Below are 15,438 nucleotides of genomic sequence, written 5' to 3' on the forward strand. Positions count from 1 at the left end.
AAACTCTCTCCGCCTGCGCCGCCCGGCGGCTGTCGGCCTGTCCTCAGGCCGTGTTCCTCTACAGGTGGAAAGCAGGAATCTAGCAGCGCCGGGCCGCTTTGTCCATGCCCGAACGCCTGTAACATGAACGTCACATCCGCGCTCAGAGGGGTTGCGGGCATATCTGCGCAAGACATTGCCCCCGGCATCGTTTACGCTTATGCTTCCACCAAGAAAGGAGATCCTCATGCGAACCTGGACATGCCTCGCCGGATTGCTCGCCCTGCTCCTGGGCCTGATACCCTGTCCGGTGTCTGCTGCCCCATCCGCGTATCACCTCAGCAAGGTCGTCATGCTGACACGTCATGGTGTCGCGGCACCGGCCGACGATAACCAGCTGCCCCGGATCACCGGCAAAGCCTGGCCGCAATGGCCTGTGGGGCCCGGCCAGCTCTCGCCGCGCGGCGCCGGGCTGCTGACGGCCCAATGGGCCTCCCTGCGTGCCCTGTATCTTGAGGCGGGCCTGCTGCCGGCGCAAAAGACCGAATCCCGGGTCTTCGTGCGTGCGGACAACACCCCGCGCAGCCGCGGCAGTGCCGAGGCCCTGTTGCGGGGCCTGACGCCGGGCACGCTGCCTTCCTATGCCGTGGTGAACCTGGATCCCGACCCTCTCTTTGAGCCTGTCCAGGCCGGTCTTGCCATCTTCGACCCGGCCGAGACGGCCCTGGCCGTCCTGGACCACATCAACGGGGACTTTTCCCAGTTCTGGGAAAGCCTGGGCGAGCCCATGTCCCTGCTGGACCAGCTCACGGGCCCCCTGTCCTCCGAAGCCTGCAACAGCATCAACCTGCCCGGCGGCTGCCGCCTGTCCGACATGGTCCCCTCCATCTCCATCATGGACATGGGCCGCCGTGTGGAGATACGGGGCGGCCTTGGTCTGGGATCGCCCCTGGTGGACCTGCTGGTGCAGGAATACGCCCAGTGGCCGCAGCAGGATGCCGCCTGGGGCCAGGCCAATGCCGCGGCCCTGCGCAAGCTCCTGCCCATCCGCAGCGAGATCTTCAATGCCCTGCACCGCACGCCGCTGGTCGCCGGCATCTACGGCGGCCCCCTGCTGCGGGACATGGCCCTTGCCCTTTACAGCCAGCATGCCGACCCGCGTCTCAACGAGGCCCGGTGCGCCGTTTTTGTAGGCAACGACAACAACCTGGCGGCCATCGGCTCGCTGCTGGGCATCGACTGGCAGGCGTCGGGTTTTCCGCCCAATGCCCTGCCGCCCGGCACCATCCTGGCCATGGAATTGTGGGAAGGCCCCGACAACGCCAGTGAAGTACGCTTCCGGGTCTTCATGCAGAGCCTCGATTTCATGCACGCGCCGCTGAGCGTCACCACGGCCAGCGGCTACCAGACGGCCCCGGACAGTTACGGCCCGGCCCTGCTGGAAGCCCATGTCACGCTCGACGGCCAGGAGGACGGCCCGGTCATGGGCAGGGAGCTGTTTGAACAGCGCGTCCGCGGTGCGCTGGAAGGACGGGGCCTGCCGCGCATCACCTTCCTGCCGGAAATGGTCTCCCCGCAGGCCCCGGCACCGACCCTTCCCGTACAGCCATGACGAACGACGAAAAAAAGACTTTGCTGCAACAGCGCTACGCGGAACTGGATGACGAAAGCCTGTGCGCGCTGGAACGCCCCAAGCTGACCGAACAGGCCCGCGAGCTCTTCGATGCGGAGCTGGCCCGCCGCGGCCTCGATCTGGCCGCCTATGAAGCGCGCCACGGCGACAGCCTGTACCGGAGCTGGACGGCCCTGCGCCAGAGACAATGGCGCGGTGTGGGTCTCAAGGCCATCCTTGCCGGTGTCATCTTTGCCGGGGCCGCCCTGGTCCGGCAGCAGTATGGCGACAGTCTGGACGCCATGGAGGCCCTGCCCGTGGCTGCCGGAGGCCTGGCCCTGGTCATCCTCGTGCTGGCCTTTGTCCTGCGCCGCCGCTGAGGCACCTGCCCCTGCCGGACAAATTTCGCCGAGGCTCCGGAGCTGTCAGGCGATCTCCCGCCCTGCCGGGAGCACTGTCTGTATCTTCGTGCCATCGCCTGCTGTCCGTCAGGCGCAAACATCGGCCCATTACGGCAGCTTTCCTTCCTGTACAAAAAAACGGGGAAATGCCATGAGGCATTTCCCCGTTGCCGTTTCATGTCGTCCTCAAAAAGATGTGGACGGCTAGTCGTCGCTGACCTGGGATGTCGTCCCCGGAGCCACCATCTTCAGGGCGTGGCGGCAGATCTCAAGATTCTTGCGGTAGCCTTCGATGTCCGGTCCGGTGGTATGCCCGGCACGGGCATAGCAGTCCAGGGCTTCCTGCAGGGTATCCACGGCTTCCTGCCACTGGCCGGCCGTTGCCAGGGCCACGCCGAGGTTGCCCAGGGAGAAGGCCGTTTCCGTATGGTCGCCCAGCAGCTCCTTGCGGATGGCCACGGCCTGGCGGTGCAGGGCGATGCCCTGTTCCAGATCGCCGCGCTCTTCATGGATGCGTCCCAGATTGTTCAGGCAGGTGGAGACATCCATGCGGGACTCGTCGCCGCTCTGCTTCTCGAACACGTCCCGGGCCTTGAGCAGCAGCGCCTCGGCGCCATCCAGATCCCGCTGCATGTACAGGCAGGCCGAAAGGCGCATCATGGCCCCGGCCACCAGCGGATGGTCTTCCCCAAAACCGGCACGCAGGCCGTCCACGGCTTCGCGGCTCACGGCGATGCTCTTTTCCACCTGTCCGGCAGCAAGGTACAGACGCCCCAGATTCTGCAGGGCGCCACAGGTGGCGGGATCCTGCACGCCCTGCCGCTCACGCAGCAGGCTCACGGCCGCCTCGATGGCTTCGATGGCTTCGGCCTGACGGCCCTGCTCGAAGACGGCACGCCCCAGCCCGTCCAGAGCCAGAGCCTTGTGCAGAGGATTGTCCGTCCCCTTGTCCAGCAATTGGCGATACCGGTTTTCGGCACCGACAAGGTCCCCGGCAGCCATCAGCTTGCCGGCGGCACGGATCTCCTGGATCCAGCTTTTCGCATCCATGTTCGTACTCCTGAAAAGATCTCTTCTGCCGGGCCGTATGCGCAGACGTCCGGCCATGCTGGCCCCATGTTGCCAAAACGGGCAGCCGGTCGCAACCGTCTGCCCGCTGTTCCGGCTGTGTCCTGCCCGTTAATCCCGCAGCAGGTCCATGCGCAGGATCTCCACCGTGCGCACCTGCCGCATCACTATCGGCCCGTGCAGCCACAGCCAGCTGTCCTGCTCATCGCTCAGTCCCTGACGCCGTAGCTCCGCCGCCACAAGAGCGCAGATGTCTTCCACGGCCGCCACGGCTTTCTGCCCGCCTTCTTCGGTCGTCAAAGGGGCCGCTGCGGCCTGTTGCAGGGCAGTACACATATCGGCCCCCAGGCGGGGCAGGCCCTGCACGGTGCGCCAGGCCCATTTGTAGAACGGCAGATACCGCCGGTTCAGCAGGCAGGCCAGGGAAAGGGCCGCCTCGCTGAAGCGCCCCAGGGCCAGCATGGCGCCGATGCTGTCCCCGCGTTCAAGACAGCGCGGCAGGTTGTACTGGCCCGCCTGTGCCATCTGCATGCAGCGCGTGGCCATTTTTTTCAGATGCAGGTCACGGGGAAAATAGTCCAGCAGGGTCGTGCGCCAGGCACTGAAGCGACCGGGCCCGTCGAAAAAAACTTCGCCATTGGTGCAGGTGGCCAGTCCCCATTCCTGCATGCCCAGCCAGTGACGCCAGTCGGAAGGCGGCGTGTCCCGGCCGGTGAAGCGGGCGTAAAAATCTTCCATGGCCATGGGTCCTGTCCGCCCCATGCGCCGCTCCGGCGTCATGCGACAGGGAAAACCCTCGAAGGTCCCGGGCAGCAGGCGCAGGACGTCTTCCAGCCGCTGCCTGTGCCGGGCCAGGTCTTCCCGCAAAAGCCAGATACAGAAGCCCGGCCCCCAGTCGTGATCCCGGGACGTGGCATCGTCGAAGCCCAGGCATTCCGAGCCCTCCCCTGCCAGGCCCACGGCGCACAGGGGCAGGCAGGCTTCGAAATAGCGCCGGGAAAGTTCCAGTCCTTGCATCATGATCATCTCCTTGGGGCGGTATCCGCCGATTGTCCGCATCTGTTGCCGTCAGGCCGGGGCACAGCATGACGCTGCCCCCACAAAGCCACGATGAAGATGCCGCCGAGGATGGCGGCCGAACACAGGACAAGGCGCAGGGTGATGGCCTCGCCCACGAAGACCACCGCCCCCAGGGCCGTGATCACAGGCACGCTCAGCTGGGCGGCGGCAGCGGCCGCGATACTGTAACAGGGCACCAGCGCATACCAGAGGATATAGCCCAGGGCGGAGGCCAGGGCCCCGGCGCACAGGGCCAGCGCCACCCCCTGCACCGGCAGGGAGAGCCGCCACCACAGGGCCAGCATCAGCACCAGGACCAGGGGGACGCAGCGGATGAAGTTGTCGGTGGTGGCCTCCGCAGCGTGACGGAACTTGCGGCCGCACAGGCTGTAGGCCCCCCAGGCGGAGCCGGACACGAACATCACGCAGGCGGCCGGCAGGGGCGGCGCTTCCAGACCGGGCAGCAGCAGGACCACGAGCCCGGCCATGGCCAGGCCTATCCCCAGCGTCTGCCCCAGGTTGGGGCGCTGCCCCGCATGGATCCCATAACCTATCATGCTGGTCTGCACGGCCACGGCGATGACCAGGGCCCCGGCCGCGGTGGGCATGCTCACATAGGCGATGGAAAACGCCAGCATGTAGGTGAACAGCGCCAGGGCCGCGCCCCAGCTGCCCTGCCCCCGCCAGTCCGGCACCTGTCCGTGACGCCGCTGGCGCCATCTGTGCAGGGCAAAGAGCATCAAAGCGCCGGACGTCATGCGGATGGCCGTATAACTGACCGGATCCATGCCGTGATGCAGCAGGGCAAGGCGGCACAGGATGGAGTTGAGGGCAAAAAGGGTCATGCACAACAGGGTCAGGAGCGCCAGCGGCAGCCCCTTCTGCCAGGCGCGGCGTGCCGCAGGCCCTGTCCCCGGTATGGATCGTTCCGTATCCGTCATCTTTTCTCCCCGGCGTCACAGGCTGACGCCACGGCTATTCAAAAGAAATCTTTCGCAAATGACAAGCAAAATCCGTACCTTCGGCAGAACATGTGACAGGTTTGAAGAAATTCTTTCCTCCCCTCTTCCTGTGGCGCAACCATGCATCCTTTCCCTTCTCTTCGGATGCAGGACTGCAACAAAAAAGCCTCCCGAAGGAGGCTTTTCATCAGGGATCTGTCCCTCTTTTCTGGATGGCGGCAAGCAAAAAGTCTCCTATGCAGGCAGGCCGTTACCTCAAGTACCGGGGCCCAAGTCGCAAAAACGTAGGGGAGCCTGCCGTTGCTTATGGCCCGCCCGGACTACCGCCCTGCGGCCCGGGCGCTCTCTGCCTGCATCTCCTGCTGCAGATGGCGCAAACAATCGCCCGCCGACGCGTACTCCCGGCGCAGGGAGGCATAATCCGCGATCATGCGGGCCCGTCCCCGGTGGTAGGTGACCAGGGTCCCGGCAAAGGCGTCCACGTCTTCCGGGTCATGGCTGATGATGACGGCCGGGATGGCGAATGCGGCAAGGATCTCCTGTATCTCGCCGCGCAGGCGTTCACGCAGCAGGGGGTCGAGCGCGGAAAAGGGCTCGTCCAGCAAAAGGAGCGACGGCCGTGTCCCCAGGGCCCGTGCCAGCGCCACACGCTGCTTCTGCCCGCCGGAGAGGTTGCCCGGGTACAGGCGGGCCAGATGAGCGATGCCCAGGCGCTCCAGCAGATCCATGGCCCAGGTGCGCTGTTCCCCGTTCAGGCGCCAGGGCAGCAGGCCCGTCCCGGCATAGGCCACGTTATGCAACACGCTCAGATGCGGGAACAGGGCGTAATCCTGGAACATGTAGCCGATGCGCCGCCGCCGGGCAGGCACACAGATGCCCTGCTCGCTGTCATACAGGATGTTCCCGTCCACCACGATTCGCCCGGCATCGGGCCGGACCAGACCGGCAAGGCAATGCAGGGTCAGGGTCTTGCCCGAACCGGAAGCGCCGAACAAAACGAGGGTCCGGCTGTCCTCCGGCATCTCCAGACGGATGCCCAGATGGAAGGGCGCTTCCCTGCCGGGATCGTCGAATGATTTTTTTATATCCAGAGAGATCATGCGCTGCGCCGCCTTCTTTTGTATTTGACCAGCACTTCGGCGGCCATGAGCAGGGTCACGCACAACCCGGACGTCACCAGCACCAGCAGGGTGGCCAGGGCGTCATTGCCCGCCTGGAAGGCATCGTAGATGGCCAGGGCCAGGGTCTGCGTCTTGCCGGGGATGTTGCCCGCCACCATCAGGGTCGCGCCGAATTCGCCCATGCCGCGGGCAAAGGCCAGCATGAGCCCGGCAAAGATGCCCTTCCAGGCCAGCGGCAGGGAAACGGTCAGCAGGATGCGCAGCTCCGAGGCCCCCAGAGTGCGCGCGGCGTTCTCCAAATGCGGGTCCACCTGTTCCAGGGCCGCTCGCGCGGATTTGTAGAGCAGCGGGAAGACCACCACGGTGGCGGCCACCACCGCCCCCTGCCAGGAAAAGATGAGCTGCAGGCCAAGATCCCGCAGCGCCGGGCCCAGCAGGCCGTTACGGCCCACGACGAGGATCAGGTAATAGCCCAGCACCGTGGGCGGCAGGACAAGGGGCAGCGTACACAGGGCATCCAGCAGGGCCGGCAGGGGGCCGCGGCGACGGGCCAGACGCCAGGCCACGAAAAGCGCGGCCAGAAAGGAGAGCGCGGTCGCGATGCCCGCCACCCGCAGCGAAAGCAGGAGCGGCCGGGCAAGATCGGTAGGGACAAGGTATTCCATGCGGTATCCGGGCAACGATACCGGCGGGGGACCAGGCCCGACCGCCGTCAGGGGGAAGCATCCTGGGCTCCGGCCGTCGTCGATACCGCCGGACCGGAGACATTCAGCGCAAAATGCCGGACCCGGACACGCAGGAGTCGGGACATGTCCGGGCCCGGTGGGAACAGGACGACAGCGCCCGCAACGCCGTCGCCATCAGAATCCTACGGCTTGGAGAAGCCGTAACGGGCCAGGATCGCCTGTCCTTCGGGGGAAAGGGCGAAGTCCACGAAAGCCTGGCCCATGGCAGCATTGCTGCCGGTGGTGGCTACGGCAATGGGATAGGTGACAGGCTTATGGCCCGTGAGCGTCAGGCAGACATCGACCTTGTCGGCGCGCTGCTTGGCGTCGGTGGCGTAGACGATGCCGGCATCGACTTCACCACGGGCCACGTAATCCAGGACCTGCCGCACGCTGTTGCCGTAGATGAAGGAGGGCTGGAGGGTCTCCCAGAGTCCGGCGCTCTTCAGGGCGTCACGCGTATAACGGCCCATCGGCACGCTTTCGGGCGAACCCACGGCGATGCGCTGGGCCTTCTTGAGCTCGGCAAGGCTGCCGAACTTCTTGCCCTGGGCGGGCACGATGAGGACGACGGTATTGCTGACGAAATTCTTGCGGCTTTCAGGCTTGATGAGCTGGGCTTTCTGGGCCTTGTCCATGGTCTCCTGGTCGGCGGAGGCGAACACGTCCACCGGGGCCCCTTCCTGCATCTGCTTGAGCAGCGGGTTGGAGGCGGCAAAATTGGTATGCACGGTCAGGCCCTGATGGGACTTTTCGAACGCGGTCTTGAGTTCGGCAAAGGCATTGGTCAGGCTGGCCGCCGCGGAAACGGTCATCTCCCCGGCGGACGCCGTCACGGCCTGCCCGCAACCGAGGGCGAGGACAAGGGCGGCCACGGCCAGAGACACGCTTTTGGTACAGGCGGAAAGCACTCGTTCAAACAACATACAAGCCTCCTTGGCTTTTTTATGTTCTTGTCATGATGCACTTTACGCGCCTTCAGGAGCGGGGCAAGGCAGACACGGATTATATGAAAAGCGCGACAACTTGTAACATCTTATGATACAAGTTATTTTAGGGAAGCTTCAGGGAGGTTTTCTATGGTTTTCGCACAAAAACGTGAAAAACTTAGCACTTTACTGCACAGTCTGGAGACGGAAGACAGGAAATGGCTGCAGCAGAAGCTCATGCGCCAGGATACTGCCAGCCTGCTGCGTGACGAAAAAGGCCTGAGCGATCAGGAACTGCTGGCCGCCGAATCCTGGTACTGGCAGCAGTACGCCGAATCGACCAGCATGCGGGCACGCCGGGCCCATGCCCGCCTGTGGTGCATCTTCATGCTCTTGCGTTATGGCGGTCTGCGCCTGGTGGAGGCCCTTGCTCTGGAACTGGGGCACATGGACTGGGGCTCCGGGATCATCCACATCCAGGGGGAACATGCCCGGCAGGTCCCCCTGCCCGCCACCCATTGCCGCCGTCTGCGCCAGATGATGGAAGACCCCGCCCTGTTCACGCCCAGCGGCGCCCTGCTCCACTGCGATGCCAGCTATGTGCGGCGCAGCCTGCAGCAGTGCGGCAATGCCTGCGGCCTGCCCGCGGGCCTGCTCAGTGCCCGCAGCCTGCGCCAGACCCGCATCCTCGAGCTGGTCCGCCAGGGCCTGCCCGCCCCTGTGGCCGACATGTTCGCCGGGCGCAACCGCCGTCAGCAGTCCGGCAGCATCCGCTACAACCTCAAGGCCGCGCAGACCCTGCTGCGTGAACATGTCCAGCGCACCAGCGGGCTGCGTACCAGCGCCCGAAACGTCTTCCACGGCCGCATCGAACATTTGCGGGCCTCGGGCATCATCGTCACCGTGGTCCTGTGCACGGCGGGCGGCCTGCGCGTCACGGCCATGATCACGGACGAAAGCTGCAAGAGCCTGGGGCTTTCCAAGGACATGCTGGTCACCGCCAGCATCAAGGCCCCCTGGATCATCATCGAGCCCGACCAGGGCCAGGACAAGCCCCCCGTGGCCACACGCAACTGCTTCCGGGGCACGGTGGAACGCGTGCGCCAGGACGAGATGCTGGCCGAGATCCTGGTCAACCTGCCTGACGGCAGCCAGGCCTGCGCCCTGCATGTACGCGGTGAAAGCCCCATCCCGCCGGTGGGCAGCAGCGTCTGGGTCATCTTCAAGGCCCTGTCCGTCATCCTGACCCTGGATTAGGAAGGAACCCGGGGCTTCTTTCAGGAGGCCCCGCGCGCTGTCCCAGGGCATCGTCACAGGCCCGCCCTGTGCCGCTCTCCCGTTACGCAAACGTAAAACTCTTTTCCCTCGGACGCCCTCCCCGCGCACGGCATCACCCGGGGCATCCCCCTCCACAACGACAGCCGGACCGCGCAGTTGGGAGGTCCGCCTTTCAAAGTCCCACATCCAAGCCGACCTTGTAGGCGCCCCCCTGCCATTTCCCTGACCAAAGCGTCTTGGAGAAGATGGAAAGGAAGCCCCCAAGACCCCACTAGAGGAAGCTCTTCCCCTCTAAAATTCCTGTCCCGACAGCCAGATACGGCAGGCATAATGCTGGGGGACGCGCATCACTTCGGCCAGCGGCAGGGCCAGCCAATGGCACAACAGGCTACGCAGCACGCCCGCGTGGCTGACCAGCAGCAAACATTCATCAGGATACCGGGCCTGCCAGCGTTCCACACAGGCCACGGCACGGGCCTGCACGGCGGCGAAGCTCTCTCCCTGCGGCGGCGCAAAGCCCGCCATGTCTGCCCCGCGTGCCGCATGGCTGCCCGGCCAGCGGCTTTCCACTTCGGCCACGGTCAGCCCTTCCCACAGCCCCAGCGATATCTCGCGCAGTCCCGCATCGGGAAAAATATCTATGGCATGGCCCCGGGCATGGAAGACTTCCTGCACCAGCCGTGCACTTTCCCGGCAGCGCCCCAGATCCGAGCAGATGATGTACCGGGGCAGGAAGGGCCCATACCGGCCGCTCTCCCCTTCCCGTAGCGCCCCTCTCTCCGCCGCCTCTGCCACCGCCGTCCACGCATGTCTGCCCTGCCCGGTGGCTGCGGCACCAAAGGGCGGCAGTCCGTTTGCCGCACCGCATTCCGCCAGCAGGGCCCGGGCGGCCTGCCGTATCTGCTCCCGCCCCGCAGCGGTAAGGGCGATGTCGCGTGCGCCCACGAAACGCCGCTCAGGATTGGGCGGCAAAGAACCGTGACGCAACAGCCAGAGCCCGGCCATGTCAGGCATCCTCTCTCAGCGGGCACAGCGGCGTCCAGAGAGCGCGCCGGGCATCCAGCATCTGCGCGCGCGTACCGATGTCCGCCGTATCCAGCACTTCCCGTGCCAGCTGGGCGGGGTCACGGCCCAGCTCCACGGCCAGCCGCCGTTCCAGAGCCAGTGCCCGGTCGCGCCGCCCTTCGATACCGGCCCGGGCGCCCGGATCAGCGCCGAATTCTTCCAGTTTCTGGGCAAAACGCTGCGCCACCGGCACCCAGATCCCGCCCCGGCAGTATTTGTCCGCCAGATAGACCAGCTCGTGCGCACCCAGTTTTTTTTCCGCCGGGACGCTCTGATCCCTGTGGGCCGCCACGATGGCAGCCATGCGGGCCAGCCCCAGACGAGCCAGCAGCCGCCCTCCGGCGGCCTCATGGCCATGCACGCCCTTGCAGATATCGTGCGTCAGCCCGGAGGCCAGCGCCAAAGCCGTCTCCACGGGAGCCTTCTCGCCCCGGGCCTCCGTCAGGGCCGCGCACAGGGCTTCCGCCACCCGGCCCACGGCCAGCGCATGGCGCAGCCCCCGCTCCGGCACACCGGCCTGGAGCAGCAGGCCTTCGGCCTCGTCCCGCGTCAGGGCATCGTGGCAGGCGGCCCTGTCCTGCAGGTCCGCGTACTGCTCGGGAGTATCCATATCCAGCAGCATGGCGGCATCGGCCACCGGCACCTGACGGCAGGGGACAGACGCCAGCGCACCGCGCAGGCCTTCACGACCGTCATGGGCAAGGATGGCGGGCACGAGGGAAAGGGGCAGATAGACGGGATGCCCCGGCTCGCCACAGAACGCCGCCTGCAGGGCTGTCCCCGGCACGGCGTCCGCAGTCCGCAGCAGGGCCAGCAGGGTCAGGCGCCGGGTCAGGGGCACGTCCACAGGATGGACGAACACGCCGCCCTGCTCCGGCTCCACGCCATCCGCCCGGGCCTGTTCCAGAACGGCCTGGAGCCCCGCACAGATGGAAGAGAACATGCCGTCTTCCGGGCGGGGATTACGGACAGCGCGCAGGCCCCAGCCGGGTGCCACCGGCTCCAGCAGCCCCGCATGATGTCCGGTAACCACGAAGCGCTGCCCGCAAAAAGCGTACATCCGGGCAAGACGCTCCAGAGCGCAGCAGTCCCCGTCCGGGAAGGGCAGCGGCAGCAGGGCCTTGCACCGCCCCATGCGGGACGCCGCACCGGCAGCCAGCATCAAAGCGTAATGGTGCATGACCTCCTCTCCTCGCTCCCCCCTTTGCGGGGATGCGTCACTCGAAATCCCTGTCCGGCATACTCGATGCGCCCCAGCACCGGCCCCAGACGCGGCAACGGACTGCCGCAGGCACAGGGCCCGTCCAGCAGGCTGGCCATGTCGCCCGTACGGTAACGCAACAAGGGCATGGCCCGCCGCTGCAAGGTGGTGATGACCAGCTCCCCGGTCTCGCCCGCCGGCAGGACCTTGCCCGTCACAGGATGGACTATCTCCAGCAGCAGGTCCAGGGCCCGCACATGCCGCCCTTCACGGCAGCGGCACTGCACGGCCCCGGCAAAGGCGCTCTCCGTGGAGCCGTAATGATCCAGCACAAGGCAATCCCAGCCCTGCTCCACCTGACGGCGCAGACCGGGATCCAGCCAGTCGGCAGCGCACAGGGCGGCACACAGGCCCGGCGGCGTCTGGGGAAAGGCCCGCCACAGGCACGCCATCTGGCGGGGCAGCAGCACGAGCCCCAGACCGGCGGGAGCGGTGGCCGCAAGCGCCTGCCAGGCGGCACGGACAGCCGCCAGACGGACCGCCGCTCCTTCCGGGGCCTGCTCCGGCACGCACAGCAGCAGGTCGGCCAGATCCATGCAGGCCGTCACGCACACGCCCTGCGGCGCCAGGCTCCCGGCCAGCAGATCCGTGATGCCCCGCGGGCGGTGGGCGCCCGGCAACAGCACGGCCACGTGCTGCCCTGCCGTGACCATCTGGGCCATGCCCACGGCAAAGAAGTCCCGTGTGCGCGCCAGCTCGGCATCGCTGAAGGCCAGCCGTTTGGGCACGCCCGTACTGCCGGAGGTGCTCACCGTGACCATGCGCGCCACCTCGTCACGCGAGACACAGAGCAGCGCCTCGCCGGGGCGCAGATCGTCGGCCGTGGTGAACGGCAGTTCCGCCAGCTCGGAAAGATCATGCAAAGGACGAAGACCTGCCGCGGACCAGCGCCCGACCCCGGCCAGACGTTGCCGGTACAAAGGACTGTGCAGCGCCATATGGCAAAGATCGGCATTGAGCAGCTCCAGCTGGCGTGCCCGCACGGCGGCGGCCAGTTCTTGGGGGTGCGTCGCGCCGCACTCCGCCGCCAGCCAGGCATCCAGCCCCAGCGCGAAAGGCCCGGGATGTTCCAGGGCCTGCCGGACGGCCGGGGGCAGGAGCGACGGCGCTTGCCCCGTACTCCGTGCCTTTGCCGGGGAACGCGGATCAGATGCCGTCATGGCCTTCCTCCCCGCAAGCCAGACGCTGCGGATAGAGCATCCGGCCTTCCGTGGACGTAAGGTTGTGGAGGCAGAAGGGGATCATGCGGCCATCGGGGCGCACCACATGGATGCAGCAGCCGCGCACCCGCTCCACGTCCAGAGAGAGCGCATCCTGAAAAGCCATGCAGGAAAGGGTGAAGCGCTGTTCGGCCCCGGCACGGGCCAGAAAGCGGCCGAAGTCATCGGCCAGCGCCGCCTTGCCCCCGTCCCGGGGACTGTCGTCACCGCGCCAGTGACTGGCCACGAACTGCCGGGACTTGCGCGCCCCTTCGGCCGCCGGGACCGGCACCTTGTCCACGGCAGGACCGCAGCAGGAGCGGGCCGCATCAGGCAGCCAGCGCAGGGATGGGCTGCCGTCCGCCGCCTTTTCCCGCGCGTAGAGCGAACTGAAGGAGCAAAGGGAATGCTCGCAGCCCGGCGGGTGGAAATGCTCCATGCGCAGCCACTGCGGGACCTGACGGCACAGGGCGGCCATCACATCGCTGAGGGTGAAGCGGAGGCCGTCTTCCAGCCGTCCGGGATAGCGACCGAAACGGGCCACGGGCTGGATATGCAGGCCGCGCACGCCGGGGCCCAGCTCCAGCGCCAGACGCAGCAGGGCCCCCAGACGGTCATCATTGACGCCCCGGGCCACGGTGGCCACCAGCACCACGCCCAGACCGGCGGCCGTGCACTGCTCCACGGCCCGGCGCTTGACCGCCAGCAGATCCAGACCATCGGGCAGGGCCACGGTCCCCCGCAAAGGCAGACAGCCCTCCAGATCGGGACTGTCCCATTGCAGATAGACGGAATCCAGCCCGGCCTCGCGCAGCTTTCGGGCATAGCCCGCTTCCAGCCCCAGACGCAGACCGTTGCTGTTGACCTGCAACAGGCCGAAGCCCCGTTCCCGCGCCATGCGGATGATGGCGGGCAGATCGTCGCGCACTGTGGGCTCGCCGCCGGAAAGCTGGACATTGCAGCCCGGCGAGGCCCGGCGCAGGCTGTCCAGCTGGAAGGCCACGGTCTCCGGCGAAGGATCGTCGGGCACGGCCCCGCCGGCCGCCGCATAGCAGATGGGGCAGGCCATGTTGCAGCGCAGGGTCACTTCCACCAGGCCCGTGCAGGTATGCTGGGCATGGGCCGGACACAGACCGCAATCATAGGGGCAGCCGTGCCGGACAGCTGTGCGCGGTTCACGCGGGTACGACGGCGTTTTGGGCCGTGACCAGCCGTCGAAACGCGGCGGCGTGACGTCCTCTTCCGTCCGTTCGTGCCAGATGTCCACGGCAAAGGTGCCGTGTTCCGGGCAGGTACGCTCCAGCAGGATGCTCTGCCCCCGCCGCACATACCGGGCATCCAGCCGTCGCAGGCAGACAGGGCACAGGCTCTGGGTCTCGTGCAATATCTCCACGTCCACCTCAGGCATGGGCCATGAAATCCAGATCGTAGTTCTGGATCAGCTCCAAAATCTTTTCCCAGCATTCGGCCAGCAGGTCGCCACAGGCCACGGGATCGGGCTCCGCGCCCGCCGCCGTACGCGCTCCCAGCCCCAGCGCCACCTGCTCGCAGGAGTGGCCGCCGTAGGCCGCCGTGCGCTCGTAAAACCAGCTGGCGTAGTCATTGAGCAGGGGGACCAGCATGGGATGGGGCTCCTCGCCTTCCGCGCCTTTGCCCGCCAGCAGGGCCAGCACACAGGCACCGCCCGTGAGCAGGCCGCAGGGCCCGTCGGACTGGCCGATGCCGTGACAAAGGCCGTGCAGGGCCCGCACCAGATCCGGAACTTCCCTGCCCTGGGCCTGCACCAGAAGCTGCACCAGCAGCTGGCTGCAGCAATAGCCCTGCCGCACCAGCGGCAAAAGATCCATCATCAGGGGATGCATCATTCCTCCTTTTGCGCGATCCAGAGCGCATAGCCGGGCCGGGATGCCGCTCCGCCGCAGCCGGGCCCGCACAGGCCCCATTCCCGCAGGCTCCGCTTGTCGCCATACCAGACCAGCGCCGCGGCCAGACGGGCCAGGGCCGGGCTGGCATCCTCGAAATGCCGGACGGTGAAGCCCGCCCCTTCGCACAGCGCCGTCCAGCCCGCACGGGAACGGGCCCCGGACGCACAGCCGGCGGGCTGTGGAGCAAGGATGTTCTCTTCTCCACGCCGGTACAGATCACTGCACGCCAGCAAACCGCCCGGCCGCAAGACGCGCCGGGCCTCCTGCAGAAAGGCGGCGGGGTCCGGCAATACGGACAGCACGCATTCACACAATATCATATCCAGCACACCGTCCCGCAGGGGCAGGCCAGCGCAGGCATCGGCCACCAGATACGGCCGTTCCCCGGTCACAGGCGGAGCTTCCGTCCGCCACTGGGGACGCAGCACGGTATCCAGGCCCCAGACCTGCCGCCCCTGCTGCCGCAGATGGCGCACACTGCCGCCGGGCCCGCAGCCCACGTCCAGGATACGGCCTTCCGCCCCGGCATCATGCCAGCGCCGCCCCAGGGCCAGCAGCCTGTCCGTGATCTCCGTCCCGCCGGGCCGCCAGTGTTCGCCCGCGATGCGCCTGAATTCCGGCCGGGTGTAGAGCTGGCTCACTTGTCTTCCAGCAGGGCTTCCACTTCCAGCATCTTGCCCTCGGCCAGTGACTTGGGCACCATGGTCAGCCCGCATTGCGGACAGCGCGGCAGCATGACGTCAAAAGCGCTGTTGAGGTAAAAGACCTGCACCTTGCCCTGTTCCAGCGGGCAGCCACAGCGGCCGCACGTCCAGCTGCCGCCATCCGGTTCATAATTGGGACCGATACTCATC

Annotated in this window: 16 protein-coding genes; 3 read left to right on the plus strand and 13 right to left on the minus strand. The window is 66.8% G+C overall.

Features of this window, described 5'->3' with window-relative positions:
* Positions 1–226 precede the first annotated feature (226 nt).
* Both Q4I12_RS12515 and Q4I12_RS12520 read left to right on the plus strand, forming a co-directional pair.
* Complete coding sequence (locus Q4I12_RS12515) at positions 227–1,591, plus strand: histidine-type phosphatase (RefSeq protein WP_297137633.1); 1,365 nt, start codon at positions 227–229, stop codon at positions 1,589–1,591.
* Complete coding sequence (locus tag Q4I12_RS12520; protein WP_302261786.1) at positions 1,588–1,971, plus strand: hypothetical protein; 384 nt, start codon at positions 1,588–1,590, stop codon at positions 1,969–1,971. The genes Q4I12_RS12515 and Q4I12_RS12520 overlap by 4 nt, the downstream gene beginning before the upstream one ends.
* Positions 1,972–2,196: 225 nt before the next feature.
* Here Q4I12_RS12520 and Q4I12_RS12525 read toward each other — a convergent pair whose 3' ends face one another.
* The 6 genes from Q4I12_RS12525 to modA all read right to left on the minus strand — a co-directional run bounded on the left by Q4I12_RS12525 (position 2,197) and on the right by modA (position 7,853).
* Positions 2,197–3,042 carry a tetratricopeptide repeat protein gene (locus tag Q4I12_RS12525; RefSeq protein WP_302261788.1) on the minus strand — a complete coding sequence of 282 codons (846 nt, stop codon included), beginning with the start codon at positions 3,040–3,042 and terminating at the stop codon, positions 2,197–2,199.
* A 129-nt stretch (positions 3,043–3,171) separates the two neighbouring features.
* Positions 3,172–4,080: a DUF4037 domain-containing protein gene (locus Q4I12_RS12530; protein ID WP_302261790.1), complete on the minus strand. Its 909-nt coding sequence runs from the start codon at positions 4,078–4,080 to the stop codon at positions 3,172–3,174.
* A 2-nt stretch (positions 4,081–4,082) separates the two neighbouring features.
* The gene (locus Q4I12_RS12535; RefSeq protein ID WP_297137637.1) at positions 4,083–5,060 is read right to left on the minus strand and encodes a DMT family transporter; all 978 of its coding nucleotides are present in this window, start codon (positions 5,058–5,060) and stop codon (positions 4,083–4,085) included.
* A gap of 341 nt (positions 5,061–5,401) precedes the next feature.
* Positions 5,402–6,181: an ATP-binding cassette domain-containing protein gene (locus Q4I12_RS12540; RefSeq protein WP_302261792.1), complete on the minus strand. Its 780-nt coding sequence runs from the start codon at positions 6,179–6,181 to the stop codon at positions 5,402–5,404.
* The gene (modB, locus tag Q4I12_RS12545) at positions 6,178–6,867 is read right to left on the minus strand and encodes a molybdate ABC transporter permease subunit (RefSeq protein WP_168934864.1); all 690 of its coding nucleotides are present in this window, start codon (positions 6,865–6,867) and stop codon (positions 6,178–6,180) included. Before modB ends, Q4I12_RS12540 begins: the two co-directional genes overlap by 4 nt.
* Before the next feature lie 203 nt (positions 6,868–7,070).
* Positions 7,071–7,853, minus strand: coding sequence for a molybdate ABC transporter substrate-binding protein (modA, locus tag Q4I12_RS12550; RefSeq protein WP_302261795.1), 783 nt, complete (start codon positions 7,851–7,853; stop codon positions 7,071–7,073).
* A 153-nt stretch (positions 7,854–8,006) separates the two neighbouring features.
* Between modA and Q4I12_RS12555 the strand changes: the two genes are divergently transcribed.
* Positions 8,007–9,113: a TOBE domain-containing protein gene (locus tag Q4I12_RS12555; RefSeq protein WP_297137640.1), complete on the plus strand. Its 1,107-nt coding sequence runs from the start codon at positions 8,007–8,009 to the stop codon at positions 9,111–9,113.
* 312 nt (positions 9,114–9,425) lie between these two features.
* On the opposite strand, the gene Q4I12_RS12560 is transcribed toward Q4I12_RS12555, so the two are convergent.
* From Q4I12_RS12560 to Q4I12_RS12590, 7 genes are read right to left on the minus strand one after another with little or no spacing between them, the layout of a single operon-like run.
* Positions 9,426–10,139, minus strand: a complete 714-nt coding sequence (locus Q4I12_RS12560) for a histidine phosphatase family protein (protein ID WP_302261797.1) — start codon at positions 10,137–10,139, stop codon at positions 9,426–9,428.
* A gap of 1 nt (position 10,140) precedes the next feature.
* Entirely contained in the window at positions 10,141–11,379 is a 1,239-nt protein-coding gene (locus Q4I12_RS12565; RefSeq protein ID WP_297137642.1) for a DVU_1551 family NTP transferase, read from the minus strand.
* Complete coding sequence (locus Q4I12_RS12570; protein ID WP_297158661.1) at positions 11,361–12,620, minus strand: DVU_1553 family AMP-dependent CoA ligase; 1,260 nt, start codon at positions 12,618–12,620, stop codon at positions 11,361–11,363. The genes Q4I12_RS12565 and Q4I12_RS12570 overlap by 19 nt, the downstream gene beginning before the upstream one ends.
* Positions 12,607–14,067 carry a radical SAM (seleno)protein TrsS gene (gene trsS / locus Q4I12_RS12575; protein WP_297137644.1) on the minus strand — a complete coding sequence of 487 codons (1,461 nt, stop codon included), beginning with the start codon at positions 14,065–14,067 and terminating at the stop codon, positions 12,607–12,609. Before trsS ends, Q4I12_RS12570 begins: the two co-directional genes overlap by 14 nt.
* Positions 14,060–14,521, minus strand: a complete 462-nt coding sequence (locus tag Q4I12_RS12580; protein WP_302261799.1) for a DVU_1555 family C-GCAxxG-C-C protein — start codon at positions 14,519–14,521, stop codon at positions 14,060–14,062. The genes trsS and Q4I12_RS12580 overlap by 8 nt, the downstream gene beginning before the upstream one ends.
* On the minus strand, positions 14,521–15,225 hold the full coding sequence (gene trsM / locus Q4I12_RS12585) for a DVU_1556 family methyltransferase (protein WP_297158657.1): 705 nt from the start codon (positions 15,223–15,225) through the stop codon (positions 14,521–14,523). The genes Q4I12_RS12580 and trsM overlap by 1 nt, the downstream gene beginning before the upstream one ends.
* The gene (locus tag Q4I12_RS12590) at positions 15,222–15,437 is read right to left on the minus strand and encodes a DVU_1557 family redox protein (RefSeq protein WP_040369047.1); all 216 of its coding nucleotides are present in this window, start codon (positions 15,435–15,437) and stop codon (positions 15,222–15,224) included. Before Q4I12_RS12590 ends, trsM begins: the two co-directional genes overlap by 4 nt.
* Between the last annotated feature and the right edge of the window lies 1 nt (position 15,438).

Origin of the sequence: Desulfovibrio piger (assembly GCF_951793255.1) — a bacterium.
Classification (GTDB): Bacteria; Desulfobacterota; Desulfovibrionia; order Desulfovibrionales; family Desulfovibrionaceae; genus Desulfovibrio.